The following is a 22,289-nucleotide window of genomic DNA, read 5'->3' as shown; positions in this document are numbered from 1 at the left end:
GCTTTACATTTTATGAGCCAATGGACCCATATCCCCATATTAGCCGCTGAAATTGCCGACCTGCTGTTAACGGACCCAGACGGCGTATATGCTGACGGCACCTTGGGGCTGGGCGGCCATACGGCGCTGTTTTTGGGGCGTTTATCCCCTAAGGCGCGTATTTTGGGTTTTGATAAAGACGCCCAAGCTTTGCAAATGGCCAAAGAACGCGTAAATGACCCGCGTTTAATCACTTTTAATGAAAGTTACGTCTGTTTGCCGCAAGAGCTGGAAAAACTGCAAATACCGGGGGTAAAAGGCGCTTTGTTTGATTTGGGGTTAAGCTCTTATCAGTTGGATAACCCCGCCCGCGGGTTTAGTATAATAAATAACGGCCCTTTAGATATGCGGTTTGATTTGGCCTCCCCGTTAACGGCGCAAGTCATTGTAAACACATGGGGGCTGGACGATTTAACGCGTATTCTGACCAATTACGGGGAAGAGCGAAAGGCTTCCCAAATCGCTTTGGCTATATTAAACGCGCGCAGAAGCGCGCCTATTCAAACCACCGAAGATTTAAAACAAATTGTAGAACGCGTTTACGGTTTCAGAGGCAAAACGCACCCCGCCACGCAAACTTTTCAAGCTTTGCGTATTGCGGTAAACGATGAGCTGGGCTCCGTGGAAGCCCTGCTGGCCTCTTTGCCCCAAATTATCGCGCGGGGCGGGCGGGCGGCGGTGCTTACGTTTCATTCGCTGGAAGACCGTTTGGTAAAGAACCGCTTTAAAGAGCTGGCGGCACAAGGGGAATGGAAATTGGTAAATAAAAAAGTGATAGTTCCTTCTTACCGGGAAATTTGCCAAAACCGCCGGGCGCGCAGCGCCAAATTGAGAGTGATTGAAAGACTATGAAAATATTCGCCGTTTTATTTTTAATCAGCGTTTTTGCCATGGGCGTAGTGGTTATGCGTATGGAAATTAACCGCTCCGGCCGGGAAATAAGCAAACTGCAAAACCATGTGGAAGTGCAGGAAGCGCGCAACCAATATGTGCAGCTGGAAATTGCCCGCCTGGAAAGCCCGGCACATGTTTCCGCGCTGGCGCAGGAAAAATTAGGCATGCAATTTACCAAACCGCATAATGTGGTGGTATTGGAAGATTAACTATGTTTAAACGCTCCAGCCCGTTTATTTATGACGTTAAAAACCGCATGAAAATATGCGGGCTTTTGTGTTTAATCGCGCCGCTGGCTATTGCGCTGCGTTTGTTTTATATGCAAACTTTCCAGCATGATAAATTTACCACCAAAGCGGAACGCGCCATTTATAACTATTTGGCGGAAGACCGCTTAAGAGGGAAAATTTTGGACGTCAACGGTAATTTTTTGGCCCAGTCCGTGCGCACCCATTCCTGCGGCATATCCAAGCGCTACGTAAAAGATAGAAACAAAACCATTTCTTTTTTAGCCAAGACCTTGGGCATACCCAAAGAGCGTATTTTGGAAAAATGGAGAAGAAACCGCAACTTCTTCTTTGTAGCCAAAAAAATAAAGCCGGACGTATACATGCAAATTGTGCCTACGCTGCGCACCTCTTTGGGGCAGGGGCTGGATTTAACGCCGGAATACGAGCGCATCCATCCGTATGGGGAAACGGCCATTGACTTATTAGGGGCGTCCAACTCCAAAAATTACGGTCTGTCCGGCATAGAGCAAATGTACAACCGGGAACTAAGCCAGGACATCAGCAAAAAACGCGCAAAACGCGCCCGGAGGGGGGAAGTGATTTATGACCGCAATTTAAAGGAGCACCGCTCCGTGGGAGACGTGTATTTAACCATAGATTTGCAAGCCCAGTTTTTTGCGGAAGAAGCGCTTAAAAAATCGGTGGAAGAATACGGGGCGGAACACGGTATTGCGCTGGTGCAGGAACCGTCCACCGGTAAAATATTGGCGGCGGCTTCTTACCCGGTAAAAGACGGGCAGTCTTTAGGTTTTCAATTTACGTATGAGCCGGGGTCCACATTTAAAACCATTGCCATTTCTTCGGCGTTGGACGCGGGCACCGTTACGGTTACGGATTCTATTGACATGGACGGACGCAAATGGGAAGTGGCCCGCGGCTTTACCATACGGGACAACCAGCATGACAAAGACTTCCTTTCTATACCGGAGATTATGCAGCTTTCTTCCAATATCGGCGCCGGGAAAATAGCGGTGGATCTGGGAGCCAAAAACTTATTTTATTATTTAAAGGCGTTTGGGTTTGGCACCAAGACGGACATCAATTTTAACGGGGAAGCCAAAGGCAACGTGCCCCCTTATAACAAATGGACCAAGGTGGACTTGGCCACCAAAGGCTATGGTTACGGTATTTCTCTTACGCCTATACAGCTTATTAACGCCTATTCCGCCATCGCCAACGGCGGCACGCTGATGCAGCCGCATTTGGTGGACCGCATAGAATATGCGGACGGACGCGTGGATAAAAAATCCAAACCGGTTAAAATCCGCCGGGTCATAAAACCAGAAACCGCTAAAATTATGACAAAAGTGCTTCAAAGCGTGGTGGAAGCGGGCAGCGGCAAACGCGCCCAAATAAAAGGTTATACCGTAGCGGGTAAAACGGGTACGGCGGAGAAATTAAGCAAAGAGGGGGGATATGGGAAAAGGAACCACATCGTTTCCTTTTGCGGGTTTGTGCCGGCAAGCAACCCGCAGTTTACCATTTTGGTAGTGTTGGATAACCCATCCAAATACACCTTTGGCGGAACGGCGGCCGCCCCGGCCTTTAAACAAATTGCCGAAAATTTACTTACTTTAAAAGGCATAGCGCCTGACCAAGTGGATTTTATTAATTAAGGAGACTCTATGAAATTAAACTTGACGTTTGCTAAAACCGCGGAAATCATGAAAGGAGAGCTTAAAAGCAATACGCCTTCCGCCAAGATTACCAGTTTTATTACGGACAGCCGCGTAGTAACCAAGGGGGACGCTTTTATCGCGTTAAAAGGGTTAAAACATGACGCGCATCAATTTATCAGCCAGGTAATCAAAAAAGGGGCTTCTTTAATCGTGGCTGAAAAAGCCAACTGCCCTAAAATAACCGATGAAAACGTTTCCGTTATTTATGTAAAAAACACATTACGGGCCTTGCAGGATTTAGCCAAATACCACCGTTTAAACAGCACCTTAAAAGTGGCGGCGGTTACCGGCTCCAACGGTAAAAGCACCACCAAGCAAATGCTTAAAGCCATTTGTGAACAAGCAGGCGAAACGGTAGCCAATATGGGCAATTTCAACAATCAGTTTGGCACGCCTTTTTCTTTGTTGGAAATACAGCCCAAACATAAATACGGCATTTTTGAACTGGGCGCCTCCCACCCCGGCGACATTGACGAGCTGGCCGCCATCGCCGTGCCGGACGTGGCCGTTATCACCAATATTTCAGCCGCCCATTTGGAATATTTTAAAGATTTGGAAACCGTCTATAAAACCAAAACGGAAATTGCCAAACATTTAAATTTTGGCGGCACGCTGGTTTATAATACCGATGATCCCATGCTCTCGCGCTTGCAGACGGAATTTAAAGGCAAAACCATTCCTTTTGGATACAGCCCTTCCGCCGCCTTGCGTATTTTGGACACGCAGGATAAATTCTCTTTCACCTACAAAGGGGAAGCCTACGTGCTGGATATTAACCTGCACCCGCATGACAAATACAACGCCGCGGCGGCCGCGGCGGCCGCTATCGCGCTGGGGATATATATGGACGAAATTAAAAAAGGCCTTTTGGCTTTTACGCCCATGCCCATGCGTTTGGAACGGGTGGAAAAGAACGGGGTGCATTTTATTTTGGATTGCTACAACGCCAACCCGGCCAGCATGAAAGCCGCCCTGGATATTTTAGGCAAAGAAGTCTCCACCCCGCGCATTGCCGTGCTGGGGGATATGAAAGAACTGGGGCCTTTCTCCAAAGATTATCACCGCTTGATAGCCCGCCAGCTTTTAGATAACCAGGTGGATTATGCTTTCCTGGCTGGGGAACAAATGCACTACGCCTATGAAGTGTTGCGAAAATCCGGCGGTGTTCACGCCATTTACGGCAAAACCCCGGCGGACTGGACAGGCGAGCTTAAAAAATTGTTAAAAAAGAAGAGCGGCACCTGCTTGGTAAAAGCTTCGCGCTCCATGAATTTTGAAAATATTTTTAAGGAGATTTAAGTGTTATATTATCTTACCCAATTTAAGGATGAATTTACTTTCCTTAATATTTTCAATTACATTACCTTTCGCACCGGCGCGGCGGTGTTTACGTCTTTTTTCATCAGCTTGCTTATTGGGCCGGCGGTGGTGGCCAAGCTGCGCTCCTATAAAATACAGCAAATAGAAAGGGAATACGGGCCGGCGTCCCATCTGTCCAAAAGCGGTACGCCTACGATGGGCGGGCTGCTGATTTTAGTCAGTTTATTAGCCAGCGTGCTGTTATGGGCCCGTTTGGACAACCCGTATATTTGGCTGATGATTTTTACCACCGTAGCCCTGGCCAGCGCCGGGATTATGGACGATTACACCAAGTTGGTTAAAAAGAACCCGGAAGGAATGAAATCTTCCGTCAAATTTGCCATACAGCTTTTTACCGCTTTGGTAGTGGTGGGATACTTGGGGGCCAATCCGCCCAACGGCAATTACGCTACCTCGGTGATGATACCGTATATGAGCAAAATGTTTGTGGATTTATCCGTTTTCTATTTTGCTTTTTCCATGCTGGTGATAGTGGGCTCCTCCAACGCCACCAATCTGACGGACGGGCTGGACGGTTTAGCCGCCGGATGCATGGTATTTACGGCGGCCGCTTACGGGGTGGTGGCCTACCTAGCGGGGAATATACACTTTGCCGATTATTTAAAAATTATTTACGTTCCCGGCGCGGGGGAAATAACCGTTTTTATGGGGGCGTTGGCAGGGGCATGCATAGGGTTTTTATGGTTTAACGCCTACCCGGCCCAGGTGTTTATGGGAGATACCAGCTCGCTCTTTTTAGGGGGGGTTATCGGTACGGCGGCATTGTGTGTAAAGCAAGAGCTGCTGCTTCCCATCGCGGGCGGTATTTTTGTATTGGAAACGCTGTCTGTTATGCTTCAAATGGGGTATTTTAAATTAACCCACGGCAAACGCCTTTTTAAAATGACTCCTATACACCACCATTTTGAACTAATGGGTATAGCCGAACCAAAAGTAATTGTGCGCTTTTGGATTGTGGGCGCCATGCTGATGTTGCTGGCGCTGGCCTCACTTAAAATAAGGTAATCTATTATGCCAAAATTGTTCACCCGTTCCGGCAAAAAAAATAATTTTATTAAAAAAAAGCCACAGCCCCGCCCGTGGGGAGCGGTGCATAACCCTTTGCCGGTACAGGGAACATGGCGCCCATTGCCAATGGATAAACCGTTGGCTTTTATCACTTTCGCTTTTGTGCTGTTTGGGCTGATTTTTACCTATTCTTCCAGCGCGTTTGATTCTATCTCTTACTTTCAGCGGCAAGTCTTGTTTGACATACTGGGCATAGCCTCCGCCTTATTTTTATGGCAATTTTACGATAAATTGCAAAAACTGTGGATTTTTAAACCCATCCATTTAATGTATGTGACTTGGCTGTTGCTTACGATAGTGCTTTTTACCAAACCCATTGCCAATGTGCACCGCTGGATTGATTTAGGGGTGTTTAATTTGCAACCTTCCGAAATCGCCAAAGTAACGCTGGTTATCTATGTGGCGGATTACTTAAGCACGGTGCAGGGAAAGCTGTCTAAAAATTGGATGCTGATGATAAAACCCCTAGTGGTAACAGCCATTACGCTGGGGCTTATTTTAATCGCGCGGGACTTTGGAACCCCCGCCTTAATGACGGTAGTGATAGGCGCTATGTTGTTTGCGGCGGGCGCAAAAATAAAACATTTGGCGGTGCCGGTATTAATTGCCTTACCGGTAGCCGTACAACAACTGTTGTTTGTACCTTACCGCCGGGAACGTTTATTTTCCTTTTTAAACCCGGAGGCGGACCCCGGAGGCATTGGCTATCAACTAACCCAATCTTTTATGGCGGTGGGGTCGGGCGGTTGGTTTGGAAAAGGGTTAGGAAACAGCGAATTAAAATTGGAATATTTGCCGGCCGCCCATACGGATTTTATTTTTTCTATTATGTGTGAAGAAGTGGGCCTTTTTGGGGCGGCTGTATTATTGGCGTTTTTTTGCTGGCTGTTAGTGCGGGGGATCAGTTTGGCGAGGGTAGCGCGCAATAACTTTAACAGCCTGCTTATTTTTGGGTTGACTATTACCATTTGCGTCCAAGCGTTTATCAATATGGCTATGGCCATAGGCCTTATGCCCACTAAAGGGATTGCCCTGCCGTTTTTTTCTTATGGGGGATCTTCGGTGATTATGACGCTGGTAATGATGGGAATTTTGCTTAATATGGCCGCGTCGGACTCGGCCCCTAAAACCCCTTTGCGGGAAGACTTTACTCACTATAAAACGAGGAACAGATAAATGAATAAACGTTTTATTATCGCTTCCGGCGGAACGGGCGGGCATTTTTACCCCGGTTTCGCTTTGGGCAGACTATTAAACAGCCAAGGCATGAGCGTACTGTTTGTGGTGCGCAAGAATGACCCGGCTATCCAAATCTTGCAGGATAATAAGTTAAAATTCCGCGAAGTGGACTTTATGGGTTTTTCCCGGGGGATTAATCCGCTGCCCTATTTTAAATTTATCGCTAAACTGTGGGTAGCTTTGCTCCAAATGAGGCAGGTAATCCAAGATTTTAAACCAGACGTCTGCCTGGGAACAGGGGGGTATATTTCTTTCCCGCTTATTTTTCAGGCCCACCGCATGGGTATAAAAACGGCGGTGCATGACTCTAACACAAAAATCGGCCTGGCCAACAAAGTTTGCGCTCGCTTTGCGGATTTATTCTTATTGGGGCTTCCTACCAATGAAAAAATAAAAAACACCGTTTTAACCAGCACCCCTATTCGCAGTGAATTTGCTATTCCCGTGGACCGCAAAAAAATATTAAAAGAGCTGGAGCTAAACCCCCAACAAAAAACCGTCCTTATCTTTGGCGGCAGCCAAGGAGCCAAAGGCTTAAACGCGGCGGTCATTCAAGCGGTAAAACGCGTTGTGGCGGAAAACCAAGATGTCCACTTTATCCATATCAGCGGGGAACGCTGGTACCAAACCATAAAAAACCAATACGGGCGCACGCTTAATGTATGCGTGCTGCCATATTCCAATGAGATTTATGAGCTTTTGCAAGCGTGTGATTTGGCTATATGCCGCAGCGGCGCCAGCACGCTGGCGGAGCTGATTTATTGCCGCAAACCGGCGCTTTTGGTGCCCTATCCGTACGCCGCCGCCAACCACCAATATTATAACGCCAAAATATTGCAATCCGTCGGCTGTGCTGTGATTGCGTTGGAGAGGGAACGGTTGGAACAGGAAATTTACCAGTTTTTAAACCGCGCGCTTCTTGTGCAAAATGACGCCATGCTTCGTACCATGGCGGAAAATTACGCCAAGCTGGATATACCCAACCCCTTGCACGCGGCGGATAATATAGCCGAGATTTTAAAAAAGATCTAGAGCGTGGCGTTAGTTTTCGTGTAACAGCCTTGAGAAATCAAGGCTGTTTTTATTTGCTTGAAACCAAAAGACGGCACTAATAAAAGCGGATATTTTGCGCTTTCACGGAAGCATATATTACACATAAAAAAACCCCGTTTGAAACGGGGTTTTAAAAAGAACAGTCCGTCTTATAAAGCTCCTACAAACTCTGCCAGTTTTTGTCCGTCGGTAGTACCGTCGCTTGTAATATTAATACGGTAGTTGGAGCTGCTGTCCTGGTCCGGGATAATTTGCGTCCAACTGACAATGCAAGTAGCGGTGCCTTCATCTCTTCTGCAAACATCCACCGTGCAGTTATTTCTTAAGGTAAATGTAAAATTTTTGGTGGAAAATACCGTTCCGCCGTTAGGGTTATCCCAGCGGCCGCCCTGCAAGTCCGCGTCTAAAGCCGTATTGTCCGTGGGGCAGCCCAATGTGGGGTTAGCCTGGCGGTAACGCTGGATAGAGTCCGTCATGGCTTTGGCATTTAAAAAACCTTCCGTTAAGCGGGCTTTTTCCACCGAAATGGTATACTGCGGAAGAGCCACAGAAGACAAAATGCCGATAATCAATACCACCACCAACAATTCAATTAAGGTAAAACCTTTTGTGTTTTGCATGGCAAATCTCCTTACTATATATAAAAATCAGCTTACACTGTATAGTATAATAAAAAGCTTTAACAAGGCAAGCCCAAAAATATTATTGACAAACCTATAAAAAAAGATATAATAATATATGAACATATATTCATATATTTGAGGTTATTTGTTATGGCAAATCTTAAAAAACAGGCGGGTTTTGCCGTCTGCGCCAAGCCGCAGGCGCATAAAACGGCGGCCAACGCCCTTAAAAAAAATCCTCCGCAGGAAGAAGAACTGTACGACCTGGCGGACTTGTTTAAAGCTTTTGCGGATTCTTCCAGAATTAAAATTTTATGGGCGCTTAGCGCTTCGGAATTTTGCGTGTGCGATTTGGCAGACGCGTTAAAAATGACCCAGTCCGCCGTATCCCACCAACTGCGCCTGCTAAAACAAAGCAGACTGGTTAAAAGCAGCCGCCAAGGCCAAAGCATAATTTATTGTCTAGCGGATGAACACGTTAAAAAAGTGTTTACCCTGGGTTTGGAACACGTGAGGGAAAAATGAGCCATTCTCATCAATACGGCTGCGGTTGCTGCACGGCGGGCGCCCCGTGTGCAATGCCGAAAAATTATCATTTTAGACAGCTGGCGGCTGAAAAATACCCTTTGCTGGCGGCCGCCGTGCTGTTTGTTGTTTCCTTCTTTTTTAATGAAATAAAAACCGTACAATTTGCCTTGTGTTTTTCAGCTTGGGTTTTGGCCGGGAAAGAAGTTATTTTACATGCGGGCGCAAATTTAAAAAAAGGGAAAGTTTTAGATGAAAATTTTTTAATGGCTATTGCAACAATAGGTGCTTTTGTTTTGGGGCAATACCCGGAAGCGGCCGCCGTAATGATTTTTTACCAAGTGGGGGAAACGTTTCAAGAATACGCCTCCAGCAGCGCCCGCCGTTCCATTAAAGCCCTTTTAGACATGCGTCCTCCTTTTGCCCGGATTCAGCAAGGAGGAAAATGGCATAAAGTAAACCCGAAAAAAGTGCTTCCCGGCAGTTTAATAGCCGTTTACAGCGGGGAAAAAATCCCGCTGGACGGCACGGTCATAGAGGGGGAAGCCTACGTTGATACCTCCGCCCTGACGGGAGAACCCGTCCCCCGCCGTTTGTGTGCGGGCAGGCATGCTTTAGGAGGGTTTATTTGCAAAGACGGAAAACTGATTATACAAGTTCTGCGGCCTTACAACGAAAGCGCCGGCGCGAAAATACTTCAACTGGTAGAACACGCCGCTTCTAAAAAAGCCAAGACGGAAAATTTTATATCCCGCTTTGCCCGCTGGTACACGCCTTTGGTGGTGGGGGCGGCTTTGGCGGTGGCGTTGCTTCCTCCTTTATTTTTGCAGGAGGCGCAATACAAAGTGTGGTTATACCGGGCCTTGGTATTTTTGGTGATTTCCTGCCCATGCGCGTTGGTCTTGTCGGTTCCTTTAGGGTTTTTCGGCGGGATTGGCGGTATGGCAAAAAACGGCATATTGGTAAAAGGGGGAAACTATGTGGAAGCATTATCGCGCTTAGGGGTGTTGGCCACCGATAAAACCGGTACGCTTACCCAAGGCGTGTTTGAAGTGTCTTCCGTTAAAACAAACGGTTTGCCGCAAGAAAAATTGCTGGAAATCTGCGCGCTGGCGGAACACGCCTCTTCCCACCCTGTTGCCAAAGCGTTGCTGTGCGCCTGGGGAAAAGAATTAGATGTTTCCCGCGTGAGCCGTATACAAGAAACGGCGGGGTTGGGAATCAGCGCCCAAGTGGACGGGCAAAACGTGCTCATCGGAAAACTTTCTTTTTTACAATCCCATGGGGTGCAGAACGTAATTTCAGCTCCAAACGCGCTATATTGCGCCATAAACGGCCGCTTGGCAGGCTCCATAACCATAGAGGACAAATTAAAAAACGGAGCGAAGCAGGCTGTTTTTGCTTTAAAAAAGCAAGGCTTAACCCAAATAGTGATGTTAACTGGGGATAATTTCTTATCAGCCCAAAAAACGGCCCAGGAAACAGGGCTGGATTCTTTTTACGCGGAATTGCTTCCCGCGGATAAAGTAAGGCTGGTAGAAAAGCTTAAAGAGGCTTTGCCGCCCCAAAAGACCTTAGCTTTTGCGGGGGACGGAATTAATGACGCCCCCGTTTTAGCCCGGGCGGACGTGGGAATTGCCATGGGCGCCTTGGGAAGCGACGCCGCCGTGGAAGCCGCCGACGTGGTGTTAATGAGCGATGAGCCCATCAAAATTCCCCAAGCTGTTGCTTGCGCCCGGTTTACTTTACATGTCGTCAGGCAAAATATTTGGATAGCCCTGGGAATTAAAACGGTGATTTTGTTACTGGGGCTGACCGGGCATGCTAATTTGTGGGAAGCCGTATTTGCCGATGTGGGGGTATCGGTAGCCGCCGTTTTAAATTCATTTAGGCCGTTGAAATACAAACCGCGCGTATAAAATAAAACCCCGCCGTTAAGCGGGGAATACAGGCTTATAAACGGGGCCAGTCAATAATAAAAGGCCGAGAGGGGGAGTTATACTGCGGCTCAAACAAAAAGTATGCGTTATGTTTGGGCTCAAAACGGAAGTAAAGCGGTTTAGAGCTTCTTACCGTCAAAATGCCGTTTTCTGCTTGTTGGAGCGGATTTTCTTTAAGAGCCAAAGCATAGGCTTTAGCGTCCGATAAATGATAGAACCACATATCCGGCGCGGGGGAAAAACCGGTTATTTTATTTTCTTGGATACGCACCTTGTAACCTAACCGGCGGGCACGGCAATAATCCCTGGCAGCAATAACGGAATGAAATTGTACTTCAAGATCTGGAACATAAGAAACAATTTTTCCATCTTTTACCTGAGGGTTTAAACCTTCCTTGCTGGCTTGTGCGTACATATCGGCGGAGGACATTGTTTTTAACCATACCCCCTCTTTGGGGGAAATACCCGTTATACAGCCTTGTTTAATTTCTACCTGATAACCTTGTTTTGCCGCCTGCACATATTCCTGCGCCTGCCAAAGAGATTTTAAACAAACGTCTTTTACCGGGCAAAAACCATGCACGCTAAAAGACTTAACCACCACGCTGTAATAATTGTTTTTAACGGCGTAAATAAAGGCGGAAACATCACTCTGGGAAGATAATTTGATACCCGCCGGAGAAACAAAATATTGTTTCCCTCCTGCCGTAACAGGCTTAAAATTTAATTGTTCTTTGGAAATTAAAGACAAAACTTTTTGCTGGGGGCGGGAAACCCGTTCCAAACGTATTAAAAGTTTTTTTTGCAAAATGGAAACTTTAGCCGAAGATTCCGGCAAAGAGGGGATAATCTTTTGCCCGCCTCTTTTTATAATTCCTTGCGCGCGGCAAAGTCCCAAAGGCAGGCTAATGCATACACAAACCAAGCAAGCTTGTAATTTACGGTAGAACATAACTCCCCCTTAAAGCATGATGTCTATGTATATTTTATAAGAAGATTTATAAGAATACATGGGTTCTTTGGCCCCTTTTAGGATAGGGCTTTAGACCTATAAAACATCCCCGGCCAAGCGGCAGCCGGGGAATAAAAATAGATAAATACGCGGATTTATCTGTTACAGCAGGTGATATAACTCTTTATAGTTTAAAAAACCGTATTTGGTTTCCAGCGTTTTTTCCAAGCACTGGTAAGACGGGGAAGAGGCTTTATGCAGCAGGCAGTTCGCGTACAGCCAAGCCACATAGTAAGAGGTCATATCATTGGGGGTGCCGTTTATTTTTTGGGCATATCTTTGGGCGTAGCAGGCATTCTTTTTTAACCATTTTTCCGTCAAGGCCCGGGCGAATTTGTCTTTGGGGTTTAGCAACTTGGCCGCCGCTTCTGCCAACGGATAAAGCTGAGTTTCATTTATTTGGCTAGGAAGCGCTAATTTTAGAATATTATTTTCCAAAAACAACCCTTGGGCTTGTTGATTTAAAAAAGCGTTAGCCGTTTTTCTATTTAAAGTTTTTAGTAATTTGGAATACTTTTTGCTATTTAACAGCGTGTTGAAAAGCTCTATTTTGCTCCCACTGCCCTGAACTGCTTTGACCGCTTTTCTTGCCAGTCCTTGCGCCTGAAGTGAAAAAGACAGGAAAACCAAACCTACAATTAAATATATTTTATGCATAGTAAATTATCCTAGAATACGTTTATTATATAAATCTGTTTTTGGGCGGGCATGGGTCTTTGGTCCTAAATCTGTTATTTTTTAGTCCTATATTGAACCGATCCCGTTTAAATAAAATACCCGGGGTTCATTTACTCCGGGTATGTGTGTAAAACGCAGCGTTCTATTCCAGCCCGCGTATGCGGCGTATATTGCGTTTGTGCTGGTCAAAGGTGGGGCTGAAAACATGCCGGCCGGTATTATCCGCCACAAAATACAGGTTGTCAAAATTAGGTTCCGGGTTTAGCACCCCCAAAATAGACTCATAACTGGGGTTGCAAATAGGCCCGGGAGGAAGCCCCGCATTGCGGTATGTGTTATAAGGGGATTTGGTTTTTAAATCCTTATACGTAAGGGCTTTTTTCCAGTAGCGGTTTTCTTTGGTGTTAAAACCCAGCGCGTACTGGACGGTAGGGTCCGCCTCCAAGCGTTTGCCTATTTTCAAACGGTTTAAATACACGGCGGCGATTTTGGGGCGCTCGTCATGGTGGATGGCTTCCCGCTCCACAATAGAAGCCAGGGTGAGTATTTCTTTTTCCGAAAGTTTAGACGGATACTTCAAAAACAACGGCAAAATGCGCTGTTCATACTGGGCGGTCATTTCCGCCACCACTTTTTGCGCGGGGGTGTCTTCTGAAAATAAATAGGTGGAAGGATATAATTTGCCTTCCAAATTCCGTTCCCGCACTATGGATAAGAACTCATTTCCGTCCGTTATGCCTTTTTCGGAAAGGGCTTCGGCAATTTCTTCGCTCCGCCAGCCTTCCAGCACGGTCAGGCGTTCATAGTGGGTGCAACGCCCGCTTTTAATGCAGTTGATTACTTCAAAGCTGGGGGTGTTTTTGCGCAGGTCAAACTTGCCGGCCTTTAAATCTTTGGCGGAAGAAGTAAGGCGCAGCAATATTCTAAACGCCAGCGGGTTTTTAATTATTCCGGCTTCTTTTAACTCCTGCGCGACCTCCGCCCCGCTCTGCCCGGGGCGTATGGTAAACGTAATCAGTTCTCCTTTATCCCAAGAGAACATCTTTACCAGCCACAGCACGCTTATCAGAAAAAGAAAGCAGATTAAAAAGAATATAAGAAGCCGTTTCATCCGTCTATTTCACCAATTTTAAGAAAGTACGCCGCCCAATTTGCAGCACGGCCCCGTTTTCAAACGAGAGGGGGGCGTCTTGCTCCGCCTTTACTCCGTTTAAACGCACAGCGCCCTGTTCAATTAACGCGCGGGCTTTGTTTTTGCTCTGGGCCGCTCCCGCGGCAAAAATAACGGCAGACAACAGAGCCCCTTCCTGCGGTTTAAATTCAGGCATTTCGTCCGGGTTTTGCTTCTTGGAGAAGACCTGCTCAAAATTGGCCCGGGCGGATTGGGCGGCTTCTTCCCCGTGGAAACGGCTGGTAAGCAACCCCGCCAGCTGTTTTTTGGCTTCCATGGGGTGCATGGCTTTTACTTGGGCCATATCGGCGGAGGTTAACAGCTCGTAATAAGAAATCATCAATTCGTCGGATATAGACATAATTTTGCCAAACATATCGTTAGGCTGGTCGTTCAACCCTACATAATTGCCGTAAGATTTGGACATTTTTTTCACTCCGTCTATACCCACCAGTAACGGCACCGTAATGGCCACCTGGGGTTCCTGTCCGTTGTTTTTTTGCAGCTGGCGCCCTACCAACAAGTTAAATATTTGGTCCGTTCCGCCCAGTTCCACGTCCGCCTTTAAGGCTACGGAATCCTGCCCTTGGAACAAGCTGTAAAGCACTTCCAACAGGCTGATGGGGTTTCCGTCCGCCATGCGTTTTTTGAAATCTTCGCGCTCCAATACCTGCGCCACGGTTACTTTTTGCAAGGTTTGCATCAGGCTTTTGCCGGAAACAAACGGGTCCAGCCATTCGCTGTTAAAGCGCACTTCGGTTTTGGCAGGATCCAAAACTTTAAAAGCTTGGTCCGTATAGGTTTTGGCGTTTTCTAAAATTTTCTCACGGGGAAGGACGGGGCGGGTGGAATCGCGGCCGGACGGGTCCCCCACGGCGGCCGTAAAGTCACCTATCACCAAAACGGCTTTATGCCCTAAATCCTGAAAACGGCGCAGTAAAGAAAGCACTACGCTGTGGCCTAGGTGCAGGTCCGCACTGGTGGGATCACAGCCCAGTTTAATGGTTAAGGTTTTGCCGCTTTCCAATTTTTTGGCTAGATCAGCCTTGGATACGACATCCACGCAGCCGCGCGTTAAAAAATTAATTTGTTCGTCAATAGTCATTTAAATAATCTCCAAAACGGGTATTACTAATATTTTACCATATACAAACTAAAACCGCCTGCTTTGGCAGGCGGTAAAAATGTTTATTTTGCGTATCCGTACCGGTTGGAACCGGGCGTGCCCGGCCAAAAACACAATATCAATATGCAAATGGGCAGCAGATAAACCAGTATGGTCCACCAGGCGCAAAAATTAATATCATGCAAGCGGCGTACAATGGCGCTGCAGGAGTATAACAAAAACAACAGCAAAAGCCCGCTGCCAATAAACATAAAAGGCACTAAAAGCAAATCCAACCCACCTCTAAAATGGGCCAAGCTGACAAACAAAGACCCCGCAGCGTAAATCACCAAAGCAATCAGCATGCGTACAATAAATTCTTTTCTGTTTAAACGTCCTTGCAAAGGAAACATAAAACCCCCTGTCTACTCTATTTAGTTTATGGTACAAAAAATACGTGAATTAGTAAAAGTCATACGGGTCTGCCGAAAGTTTAAACGGATACTTTTTCTCTTGAGCGGACAAACGGTCCAACGCCGCCACGGCGGGGAAGTATTGCTCCTGCGTTAATTTAAACAACAGGTATTGCTTTTTTAATTTATCCGTTTTTTTGCCGCAGGAAACGGGGCCGGCAACCTCCAGCGCGCAGCCCTTAAACAAGGCTTTTAAACGGGCGGATTGCTTTTCCAGCTCTTTATATTCTTTATTTTTTAGCGTAACGCGCATCAAACGCACAAAGGGGGGATATTGAAAAGCTTCCCGCAAAGCCAGTTCTTGTTGGAAAGAGGCTTCCCAATCCCCGTTTTCCACAAACGCAAAAGGATAAATATCCGGCCCGGAAGCCTGCACAACCAGCCTGCCGCCCGCTGTACAGCCGGCGCAGTAACGCAAATGAAACAAAAGCTGGCCGAATTTTTCACTGGCGCGGAAGTCCGGGCTGTCCAGTTCCAAATCCGCGTCCAATACGCCAAAAAGCGTAATTTTGCGCCCATTTGCGGCGCTGGCGGCCAGGCGGGTGCCTATTAAAATATCCGCCTGCCCGCTGGAAATGGCTTGGGCGGCCTCATGCCCTTGGCCGGATTTGGTTTTTAACGTGTCCGAATCCAAACGCAAAATGCGCGCCTGCGGAAAGAGCTTTTGCACTTCCGTTACTATTTTTTGCGTTCCGCCGCCGCGGGATTTAAAAATCAAATTGGCGCATTTGGGGCATTTTTGCTCCAACGGTTCATGCGCGCCGCATTTTTTGCATAATAAAAAATCCCCGTGTTCGGGCGTGTTTTCGCGCGAGAGAATGGCCCCGCATTTTTTACACCGGGCGTATTCCCCGCAGTTTAAGCAATAATAGGCGTTAGAATAACCCCGGCGGTTAAGCAATAATAAAACCGGTTCTTTGCGGGTTAAATTTTGGCGTATTTCCTGCGCTAAAAAATCAGAAATATATTTGGAATGTTCCCCGCGTTTTTGCGTAATTTTTACTTGGGGGGAATAGTCCGTTCCGGGTAGTTTTTGGCTTAATTGGTAATGGCTCACCCGCCCTTCTTGCACAAGACGCATCATCTCCAAACTGGGTGTTTGGGAAACAAACGCCACCATGGCGGAGTGCATTTGCCCGCGAAAAAGGGCTAAATCCCGCACGTGATAGTACGGTTTGTTTTCTTCCTGCTTATAGTTTTCATCTTCTTCCTGCAAAACCACAGCCAAACGCAGGTTTTTAAAAGGAAGCAATATGCCCGAGCGCATGGCAATTACCACACACGGCACTCCGTTTGCCACGGCGGAAAAGTATTTTTTCTTTTGAGCCAGCGGGGTTTTGCTGTGCCAGCAAAAAACGTATTCTTCCCCAAATTGTTTTTTGGCGAGGGAAATAAAATCTTTGGCGGCCACAATGTCAGGCACGGTAATAAGCGTCTGCCCAAAATTTTGCAGGGCTTTTTCGGCCAATTTCAAACAAAGCGCAGTTTTGCCGGTTCCTGCCGGTCCGCTTAGTAAAACCGGGTAATACTCATAGGCCGGGGAAGAGGCAAGCTCCTGAAACACCGTCTGCTGTTGGGGAGTGTGCAAGACGCATGCCGATTGGGGGACAAACGGCGCCGGGGCGGCACTTTCCTGCAATTTAAAATAAGGCTGGGGAGGAACCAAAGAAAATAAGATTTGGCCAATGGCCCCGCCCCAGTTTTTTTTCATAAAAGAGGCCAGCTCAAACAAATCACTGCCAAATACGGGGCGGCTGTCCACCACGCAGGCGATGTCTTTAATTTTAATATTATTTAATTCACAGCAAGGAGTAACCTGCAACACCAGCCCCGCCGTAAGCCGCGGGCCGAACGGAGCCGTAACACGCACGCCCGGCCTAACCAAAGGTTCCAGTTCAGGGGGGATATGGTAGTCAAAGTCACGGTCCAGCGGGACGTCAAACACAACCTTGCAAAACATAAAAGGACCTTATTTGGAAGGGGCTTTTAAGCCCATATGCGCCATGACCATTTGCAAATCGGCCCAGGCGTCTTTTTTCCAACCCGGGTTACGAAGCAAAGCGGCGGGGTGGAAAGTGGCCAATATTTTAACGGGGCGGGGAAGAGAAACATTGTCCAAGCTTAATGTATAAAATTTCCCGCGCAACGCCCCTAAAGATTTGGCGTCCGCAATCAACGCTTTGGCCGATACGCCTCCCAAAGCCACCACTATTTCCGGCATGATGATGGAAATCTGTTTTTCCAGATATTTGCGGCAGCAGGCGATTTCCTGCGCGTTGGGGGCGCGGTCATTGCCGTGTTTTTCCGGGTGTTGGGGGTCTACCATAGGGTGGCATTTGGCAATATTGGCTATAAAAACTTCTTCCCGTTTTAAACCCATGGCGGCAATCATTTTATCCAACAGCTGCCCGGCACGGCCCACAAACGGGCGGCCTTGGCGGTCTTCGTCATATCCCGGGCCTTCCCCCACAAACATTAAACGGGCGTTTACATTGCCTTCCCCGGGTACGGCGTTTAAGCGCGTATCCCCAAGGGGGCAGCGGGAACAATTTTTAATGGTGTCGGCCAGTTCAGCCAGCGCGGCGGTTTTTTCTTCCGTTGTCATGACTCCTCCAACAGGGGCTTGGATCGGCGGGCAAACCGGGGCGGAAACAACCGGCTGGGGTTTTTCCACCGTGATGGGCTGCGGATGCTGCGGCGCCGCCTGACCAAAAAACACAGTTAACGTGTCTTGCGGCGGCTGGGAAACCTCACCCATTTGCCGGGAAGGCCGCTTGGGGGAGGGAGAAACTTCCTGATGTAAAACCGGAGCGGCAGGGGATGTTTGGGACTGTGCAGGGGTATTATCTTCCTGCCCCGTTACGCGCGAAAACCCGGCGGCCGCTGGTTGGGCGGCCGCCGATACAAAGTCTTCCTCTTCATGGGCTGAAAGAAAATTTTTTAATTCAGCCGCTAAAACGCGTACGGATTTATCTGCCATAATGCGGTTTATAACTTCATCGGCTCTTTGGCTTTGCGTTCGGCTTCTCTGCGGGCTTCTTCCTGCGCTCTTAATTCAGCTTCTAAATTTTCTTTGCTGATTTTAAGCACTTCTTCTTTGGAAACTTTCCCGGAAATGATGTCATCCAACGCCACTTTAATCACCACGGCGTTGGGCTGGTTTTTATATTCGTCTTTCTTTTTTAATTCTTTGGCCCAGATAGACGCCAAAACCACCACGTCATAGCGGTCCCCGTCAAAGTTCATCAGTTTAGCGTCAAATTCCTTATCTTGTTTTATAGACATTTGTTCACTCCCTTAACATTACTTCAAATCTGTAATTTTGGTATCCTGGCGGCTAACGCGGCATTGTTCCGCCGCTATAATACCGGCCATTTTATCCACGGCTTCGTCCAAATCATCATTTAACAAAGCGTAGTTGTAATGTTCCAGCTCTAACATTTCTTTCTTGGCCGTTTCCAAGCGGATTTCTATATCCTGGGTGTTATCGTTGCGCCCCAAAATGCGCTTTTTTAATTCTTTTAAGCTGGGGGGAACAATAAACACGGTGGCGGCGTCCGGGTATTCTTTTAACATGGTGCGCGCGCCTTGTACGTCAATTACCAAAATGGGGCAAATCCCTTTTTTCAGTAAATCTTCCACCGATTTTTTTGGAATACCGTAATAATGGGTGTGCACTTGCGCCCACTCCAACATTTGGCCTTTTTTAATGGCTTGCTCAAATTGTTTGATAGTCCAAAAATGGTAATCTACACCGTTTTTCTCCCCTGTGCGCGGGGCACGGGTGGTGGCAGTAACCACGCGAGACACGGTTTTATTGCGCTTAAGCACCGCGTCTACAATAGTGGTTTTGCCCGCACCCGACGGGGAAGATACGATAATAGGGAAAGCTTTCATTGTTATATTTTAGTAAATATTGCCTGCCAGGTAAAGCGCGTCCCCAAAACATAAAAAGACAAAATAGCCTATTAAAACAAGAATAATTAAACCCATTGCGTCTACAATCATAAAAAATAAACGGCGCAAAAACAGGCGTGTGTGTTCATCCGCGCGCAGGGTGGGAGCCTGATGCACGGGCATATAGTTTCCCAATTCTTGCAAAAGCTTTGTGCGCGCCGGCTCTGGCAAAGACCAAAAGGGCACAATTATGCGCTTGCAAAAATCTTCCTTTAAAAACCAGCGCCGCCACCAGAAAACCCGCCATTTAAATTTTTTGACGGGCACTATTTCCAGTTCTTCGTCCGGCGATAAAGCCGCCCTGGCGGAAGACAAAAATACAAACCGGGCCTGCCGCAAATGCCTCCATTCAAAAAACGGATAGCCTATAACCTGTATACCATCGGTATAAATAACAACCCGCGCTTTAAAAGCGTAATGCCCCACCCAACATAAAACCGCCAAACATAACGCCGCCACTACATAGAATTGCAATAAATTGGTGCTTGCCCCCAGCCAGAGGGCGGTACCCAGAGCCAATAAAACAACGCAGCAACCGGAATAGAAAAGGAAAATCCTTTCCCATATGCTTTCATAGACGGCAAACAGTTTTTTGCGTTTCATATGTGGCCTCCGTGGGGCACGCTGGGTGGTACGGCTTGAAACTATTTAAGCAAATTCCGGTTTGATGCAAAAGCCCGGCCGCACATAAGACCGGGCTTTTTAAAACGAGCCGGTTTGATTAAAATTCCGGCTGGCAAAAGTCTTTAGCGTTTACTTTCGCCTGTTGGCCCAAGGATTCAATGGCGCGGGGACAGTCTTTCCAAGAACGGAAGGCTTCAGAAATGTCTATATAAGCGGCGTTGACTTTTTCGTTTTCGCCTAAAATGGCGCCTAAAAGGCCCTCGTTTTTAGCTAGACGCTGACCTTGCTGCACAGCCTCTTGCATGGAAATTTTCCCGCTTATTACTTGTGAAAATAAAACGTTCTCATACACGTCCGCCAAGAAGACAAAAGGGTCCGTAAGCAAATTATCCGGCGCAATAACAGCATGATATATTTTGATGTTGTTTTCCTCAGCCAAAGCGATGGCTTGCCGATGATATTGCTGAGCCTTGGTCCCGGCTTGTATGGCCGCGTTCCAACGGCCGCTTTGCACGGCTTGGCGGCAGGCAAGCGCATTATCATAGGCTTGCTGGAATTGCTGCTGCACTTGGTTTCTTTTAGCGGTAAGAGCCGCATGGGACAGGGCATCCTGCACCCCTGCCCGCAATAAAGCGCTGCACGATAAAACTGCTAAGAGTAGAAATAATTTTTTCATAAGAATATAGAATAGAAATATATAAATTTCATTTATATTATAAACATTTTTTGTTATTGGGGCAATATTATTTTACGACTGGGATAAATACTTTAAACTCCAGGCTTAACATAAGGGTTTGGGTTTCATTTAGTTGCATAGGTAGAATTCCTCCGATATATTATTATTTTATAAGGCTTAAAACGAAGAAAGCCAGGGCCTTTTGGCCTATATGCAAAGGGAAAAAAGCCCTAGGCCCCCACCCAAAACTATGTATAATGGATAATATGAAAAGATTTACTTTTTTATTTATATGCGTAACGGCGGGCCTTTTATCGGCCGCATGCGGGCAAGAAAGATTGCCCAAGCTTAATTTTTCCGGTCAAACCTACCAGTTGGCTTTTTCTACCCAAGAGCCGGCCGGCCGGATTAACGAATACCTTCTCCCCGGAGAAGACTTGGAAAGATATTCCAAAATGATAGGGGTTTACACCTTCCCCACACTTAAAGATAAAACCCCGCAAGAGGCTATAAAACTGCTTTCCGCTTATATGGTATCCAGCAATTCAATGGCCTCATACGAAACCCATGAATCTAAAGACAAAAATGCCGCCATTATTGATTTTTTGGTATTTTCACCAGGAGCAACAATGGCGGAATACAATGTATTTAAATATGTAAAAGAGGGGGAGAACATGAAATCCCTGCAGTTTGTGGCGCGCTGGTACGCTTCCCGTGGGGACGGCGCCTTGGAAAACGCCCGCAATTTTGCCACCTCTTACTTGGAAAACCGCCAAGAATGGGTGAAAAAAGTAGACGATATGCGTATCCCTAAAATATATGAACAGGATTATTCCATAGATCCCTCTCTTTATGTAGAAGAAGAACCAGCCGCCGTGGAAACGGGCGCGCAACCCCAGGAGGAAGCCTCTTCTGCTCAAGCTGGTGCCCCAGCAACACCGGCAGCGGAAACCGTTGCCCGGTAGTTTCATTTTTCCATAAAAAGCCCGGCTTAACTGCCGGGCTTTTTTATTTTAGAACGTATTTATAGTTTGTCTGCTCCGCCAGCTAACATAAAATATATCTGCTTTTGCTAGAAATTAAAAATAAAATAACATACAAAAATAAAAGTCATTAAAATACAAATACTTTTTAGAATTTTCAACATAATATCATAATAATTTAAATTTATGACTAATTTTAAAAATACTTAAATTATAAGTATTTTTAAAATTACATATTATTTTAATTAAAATATTTTTATCTTTAATTTTATAATTTAAAAGACAAAAAAGAAAATTAGTACTTATTGGGCTAATAGATTTTAAATAAAGCGGTTAGCTATGTTCCTTAGGTATTTGAAATTATAGTTTGAAGATTTTTGGAACTATAAAAAATCTATACTGGATATAAAGGTTAAAAACTATAAAAAGAGCTTTTTCACTATTTATAAAAGGCTTAAAATACGTTTTGCCCTGCATTAGATATACCCCTAAATGCAAATAAAAGCGTTCCTGAAGGTATGAAACGCTGCAAAGAATATTAAATATGGCGCGGCTATCCCTAAAACAGAAAGACCCAATTCCCGGAAACGGCAAAGCCGTAAAAACAGAATATAAGAACAATAGAAGTAAGAAAGCGCCTTATCCTTAGCACACTGGGTCTTGGGGAAGCCGTCCTGTTATTTCCGCCAAGCGTTGCCCGCTTCTTTAAGAAAATACGGGTTATGAAAACTACATCAAATATTTAACCCCGGGTTTAACGCCTTGGGCGGGAGCATGCAGGCAGTGTGATTACGCCCACAGTAAAAACCACTGGCGAGGCCGGGGAATAATACCCGTCATAAATGTTTGGAAACATAGCAAACCGCTTCCCTTGCCTTTC

The 22,289-nt window shown here is 46.5% G+C and carries 22 protein-coding genes; 10 read left to right on the top strand and 12 right to left on the bottom strand.

Translation table 11 applies throughout. The features are described from left to right. Positions 1-12 precede the first annotated feature (12 nt). The 7 genes from rsmH (at position 13) to ACQY33_RS00580 (ending at position 7,621) form a co-directional block, all read left to right on the top strand. Positions 13-891, top strand: coding sequence for a 16S rRNA (cytosine(1402)-N(4))-methyltransferase RsmH (gene rsmH / locus ACQY33_RS00610; protein ID WP_428073216.1), 879 nt, complete (start codon positions 13-15; stop codon positions 889-891). After that, a complete protein-coding gene (gene ftsL, locus ACQY33_RS00605; RefSeq protein WP_428073215.1) occupies positions 888-1,142 on the top strand; it encodes a cell division protein FtsL in 255 nt (84 codons plus the stop codon). Before rsmH ends, ftsL begins: the two co-directional genes overlap by 4 nt. Before the next feature lie 2 nt (positions 1,143-1,144). Continuing rightward, entirely contained in the window at positions 1,145-2,839 is a 1,695-nt protein-coding gene (locus ACQY33_RS00600) for a peptidoglycan D,D-transpeptidase FtsI family protein (RefSeq protein ID WP_428073214.1), read from the top strand. Positions 2,840-2,848: 9 nt separating this feature from the next. Then, entirely contained in the window at positions 2,849-4,201 is a 1,353-nt protein-coding gene (locus ACQY33_RS00595) for a UDP-N-acetylmuramoyl-tripeptide--D-alanyl-D-alanine ligase (RefSeq protein WP_428073213.1), read from the top strand. Continuing rightward, positions 4,202-5,287, top strand: a complete 1,086-nt coding sequence (gene mraY, locus ACQY33_RS00590) for a phospho-N-acetylmuramoyl-pentapeptide-transferase (protein WP_428073212.1) — start codon at positions 4,202-4,204, stop codon at positions 5,285-5,287. Positions 5,288-5,416: 129 nt separating this feature from the next. Then, positions 5,417-6,526 (top strand): FtsW/RodA/SpoVE family cell cycle protein, encoded by a 1,110-nt coding sequence (locus tag ACQY33_RS00585; protein WP_428073211.1) that lies wholly within the window; start codon positions 5,417-5,419, stop codon positions 6,524-6,526. After that, complete coding sequence (locus ACQY33_RS00580; RefSeq protein WP_428073210.1) at positions 6,527-7,621, top strand: UDP-N-acetylglucosamine--N-acetylmuramyl-(pentapeptide) pyrophosphoryl-undecaprenol N-acetylglucosamine transferase; 1,095 nt, start codon at positions 6,527-6,529, stop codon at positions 7,619-7,621. Positions 7,622-7,791: 170 nt separating this feature from the next. Here the strand turns inward: ACQY33_RS00580 and ACQY33_RS00575 are convergent, their stop codons facing one another. Beyond that, entirely contained in the window at positions 7,792-8,262 is a 471-nt protein-coding gene (locus tag ACQY33_RS00575) for a type IV pilin protein (protein ID WP_428073209.1), read from the bottom strand. Positions 8,263-8,415: 153 nt separating this feature from the next. On the opposite strand from ACQY33_RS00575, the gene ACQY33_RS00570 reads away from it, so the two are divergent. Beyond that, complete coding sequence (locus ACQY33_RS00570) at positions 8,416-8,790, top strand: ArsR/SmtB family transcription factor (protein WP_428073208.1); 375 nt, start codon at positions 8,416-8,418, stop codon at positions 8,788-8,790. Next, on the top strand, positions 8,787-10,709 hold the full coding sequence (locus ACQY33_RS00565; RefSeq protein ID WP_428073207.1) for a heavy metal translocating P-type ATPase: 1,923 nt from the start codon (positions 8,787-8,789) through the stop codon (positions 10,707-10,709). The genes ACQY33_RS00570 and ACQY33_RS00565 overlap by 4 nt, the downstream gene beginning before the upstream one ends. Positions 10,710-10,743: 34 nt before the next feature. On the opposite strand, the gene ACQY33_RS00560 is transcribed toward ACQY33_RS00565, so the two are convergent. From ACQY33_RS00560 to ACQY33_RS00510, 11 genes are all read right to left on the bottom strand, one after another. After that, positions 10,744-11,682 (bottom strand): hypothetical protein, encoded by a 939-nt coding sequence (locus tag ACQY33_RS00560; RefSeq protein WP_428073206.1) that lies wholly within the window; start codon positions 11,680-11,682, stop codon positions 10,744-10,746. A 162-nt stretch (positions 11,683-11,844) separates the two neighbouring features. Then, positions 11,845-12,399 (bottom strand): hypothetical protein, encoded by a 555-nt coding sequence (locus ACQY33_RS00555; RefSeq protein WP_428073205.1) that lies wholly within the window; start codon positions 12,397-12,399, stop codon positions 11,845-11,847. Positions 12,400-12,562: 163 nt separating this feature from the next. Continuing rightward, the gene (gene mltG, locus ACQY33_RS00550; RefSeq protein ID WP_428073204.1) at positions 12,563-13,531 is read right to left on the bottom strand and encodes an endolytic transglycosylase MltG; all 969 of its coding nucleotides are present in this window, start codon (positions 13,529-13,531) and stop codon (positions 12,563-12,565) included. A 4-nt stretch (positions 13,532-13,535) separates the two neighbouring features. Beyond that, a complete protein-coding gene (gene tyrS, locus ACQY33_RS00545; protein ID WP_428073203.1) occupies positions 13,536-14,696 on the bottom strand; it encodes a tyrosine--tRNA ligase in 1,161 nt (386 codons plus the stop codon). A gap of 83 nt (positions 14,697-14,779) precedes the next feature. Beyond that, the gene (locus ACQY33_RS00540) at positions 14,780-15,109 is read right to left on the bottom strand and encodes a DUF805 domain-containing protein (RefSeq protein ID WP_428073202.1); all 330 of its coding nucleotides are present in this window, start codon (positions 15,107-15,109) and stop codon (positions 14,780-14,782) included. A gap of 49 nt (positions 15,110-15,158) precedes the next feature. Beyond that, on the bottom strand, positions 15,159-17,129 hold the full coding sequence (gene priA, locus ACQY33_RS00535; protein ID WP_428073201.1) for a replication restart helicase PriA: 1,971 nt from the start codon (positions 17,127-17,129) through the stop codon (positions 15,159-15,161). A gap of 9 nt (positions 17,130-17,138) precedes the next feature. Next, a complete protein-coding gene (locus ACQY33_RS00530) occupies positions 17,139-18,149 on the bottom strand; it encodes a uracil-DNA glycosylase family protein (protein WP_428073199.1) in 1,011 nt (336 codons plus the stop codon). A gap of 8 nt (positions 18,150-18,157) precedes the next feature. Further along, on the bottom strand, positions 18,158-18,454 hold the full coding sequence (locus ACQY33_RS00525; protein WP_428073197.1) for a hypothetical protein: 297 nt from the start codon (positions 18,452-18,454) through the stop codon (positions 18,158-18,160). Between the two features lie 18 nt (positions 18,455-18,472). Next, a complete protein-coding gene (gmk, locus tag ACQY33_RS00520; RefSeq protein WP_428073195.1) occupies positions 18,473-19,066 on the bottom strand; it encodes a guanylate kinase in 594 nt (197 codons plus the stop codon). 9 nt (positions 19,067-19,075) lie between these two features. Continuing rightward, positions 19,076-19,729 carry a hypothetical protein gene (locus ACQY33_RS00515; RefSeq protein WP_428073194.1) on the bottom strand — a complete coding sequence of 218 codons (654 nt, stop codon included), beginning with the start codon at positions 19,727-19,729 and terminating at the stop codon, positions 19,076-19,078. 118 nt (positions 19,730-19,847) lie between these two features. Then, positions 19,848-20,426 (bottom strand): hypothetical protein, encoded by a 579-nt coding sequence (locus ACQY33_RS00510; RefSeq protein WP_428073192.1) that lies wholly within the window; start codon positions 20,424-20,426, stop codon positions 19,848-19,850. A gap of 266 nt (positions 20,427-20,692) precedes the next feature. Here ACQY33_RS00510 and ACQY33_RS00505 point away from each other — a divergent pair, with 266 nt between their 5' ends. Further along, a complete protein-coding gene (locus ACQY33_RS00505) occupies positions 20,693-21,391 on the top strand; it encodes a hypothetical protein (protein WP_428073190.1) in 699 nt (232 codons plus the stop codon). Positions 21,392-22,289 lie beyond the last annotated feature (898 nt).

The organism is Candidatus Avelusimicrobium aviculae, assembly GCF_949292495.1.
Taxonomy (GTDB): Bacteria; Elusimicrobiota; Elusimicrobia; order Elusimicrobiales; family Elusimicrobiaceae; genus Avelusimicrobium; species Avelusimicrobium aviculae.
The sequence above is the reverse complement of the archived record's forward strand: the minus strand, read 5'-3'. Positions and strand labels throughout refer to the sequence as shown.

What these genes read in the sequence shown, in the direction of transcription:
- rsmH (WP_428073216.1), top strand. Translation starts at nt 13, where the DNA reads ATGAGCCAATGGACCCATATCCCCATATTAGCCGCTGAAATTGCCGAC.
- ftsL (WP_428073215.1), top strand. Translation starts at nt 888, where the DNA reads ATGAAAATATTCGCCGTTTTATTTTTAATCAGCGTTTTTGCCATGGGC.
- ACQY33_RS00600 (WP_428073214.1), top strand. Translation starts at nt 1,145, where the DNA reads ATGTTTAAACGCTCCAGCCCGTTTATTTATGACGTTAAAAACCGCATG.
- ACQY33_RS00595 (WP_428073213.1), top strand. Translation starts at nt 2,849, where the DNA reads ATGAAATTAAACTTGACGTTTGCTAAAACCGCGGAAATCATGAAAGGA.
- ACQY33_RS00585 (WP_428073211.1), top strand. Translation starts at nt 5,417, where the DNA reads ATGGATAAACCGTTGGCTTTTATCACTTTCGCTTTTGTGCTGTTTGGG.
- ACQY33_RS00580 (WP_428073210.1), top strand. Translation starts at nt 6,527, where the DNA reads ATGAATAAACGTTTTATTATCGCTTCCGGCGGAACGGGCGGGCATTTT.
- ACQY33_RS00575 (WP_428073209.1), bottom strand. Translation starts at nt 8,262, where the DNA reads ATGCAAAACACAAAAGGTTTTACCTTAATTGAATTGTTGGTGGTGGTA.
- ACQY33_RS00570 (WP_428073208.1), top strand. Translation starts at nt 8,416, where the DNA reads ATGGCAAATCTTAAAAAACAGGCGGGTTTTGCCGTCTGCGCCAAGCCG.
- ACQY33_RS00565 (WP_428073207.1), top strand. Translation starts at nt 8,787, where the DNA reads ATGAGCCATTCTCATCAATACGGCTGCGGTTGCTGCACGGCGGGCGCC.
- ACQY33_RS00560 (WP_428073206.1), bottom strand. Translation starts at nt 11,682, where the DNA reads ATGTTCTACCGTAAATTACAAGCTTGCTTGGTTTGTGTATGCATTAGC.
- ACQY33_RS00555 (WP_428073205.1), bottom strand. Translation starts at nt 12,399, where the DNA reads ATGCATAAAATATATTTAATTGTAGGTTTGGTTTTCCTGTCTTTTTCA.
- mltG (WP_428073204.1), bottom strand. Translation starts at nt 13,531, where the DNA reads ATGAAACGGCTTCTTATATTCTTTTTAATCTGCTTTCTTTTTCTGATA.
- tyrS (WP_428073203.1), bottom strand. Translation starts at nt 14,696, where the DNA reads ATGACTATTGACGAACAAATTAATTTTTTAACGCGCGGCTGCGTGGAT.
- ACQY33_RS00540 (WP_428073202.1), bottom strand. Translation starts at nt 15,109, where the DNA reads ATGTTTCCTTTGCAAGGACGTTTAAACAGAAAAGAATTTATTGTACGC.
- priA (WP_428073201.1), bottom strand. Translation starts at nt 17,129, where the DNA reads ATGTTTTGCAAGGTTGTGTTTGACGTCCCGCTGGACCGTGACTTTGAC.
- ACQY33_RS00530 (WP_428073199.1), bottom strand. Translation starts at nt 18,149, where the DNA reads ATGGCAGATAAATCCGTACGCGTTTTAGCGGCTGAATTAAAAAATTTT.
- ACQY33_RS00525 (WP_428073197.1), bottom strand. Translation starts at nt 18,454, where the DNA reads ATGTCTATAAAACAAGATAAGGAATTTGACGCTAAACTGATGAACTTT.
- gmk (WP_428073195.1), bottom strand. Translation starts at nt 19,066, where the DNA reads ATGAAAGCTTTCCCTATTATCGTATCTTCCCCGTCGGGTGCGGGCAAA.
- ACQY33_RS00515 (WP_428073194.1), bottom strand. Translation starts at nt 19,729, where the DNA reads ATGAAACGCAAAAAACTGTTTGCCGTCTATGAAAGCATATGGGAAAGG.
- ACQY33_RS00510 (WP_428073192.1), bottom strand. Translation starts at nt 20,426, where the DNA reads ATGAAAAAATTATTTCTACTCTTAGCAGTTTTATCGTGCAGCGCTTTA.
- ACQY33_RS00505 (WP_428073190.1), top strand. Translation starts at nt 20,693, where the DNA reads ATGAAAAGATTTACTTTTTTATTTATATGCGTAACGGCGGGCCTTTTA.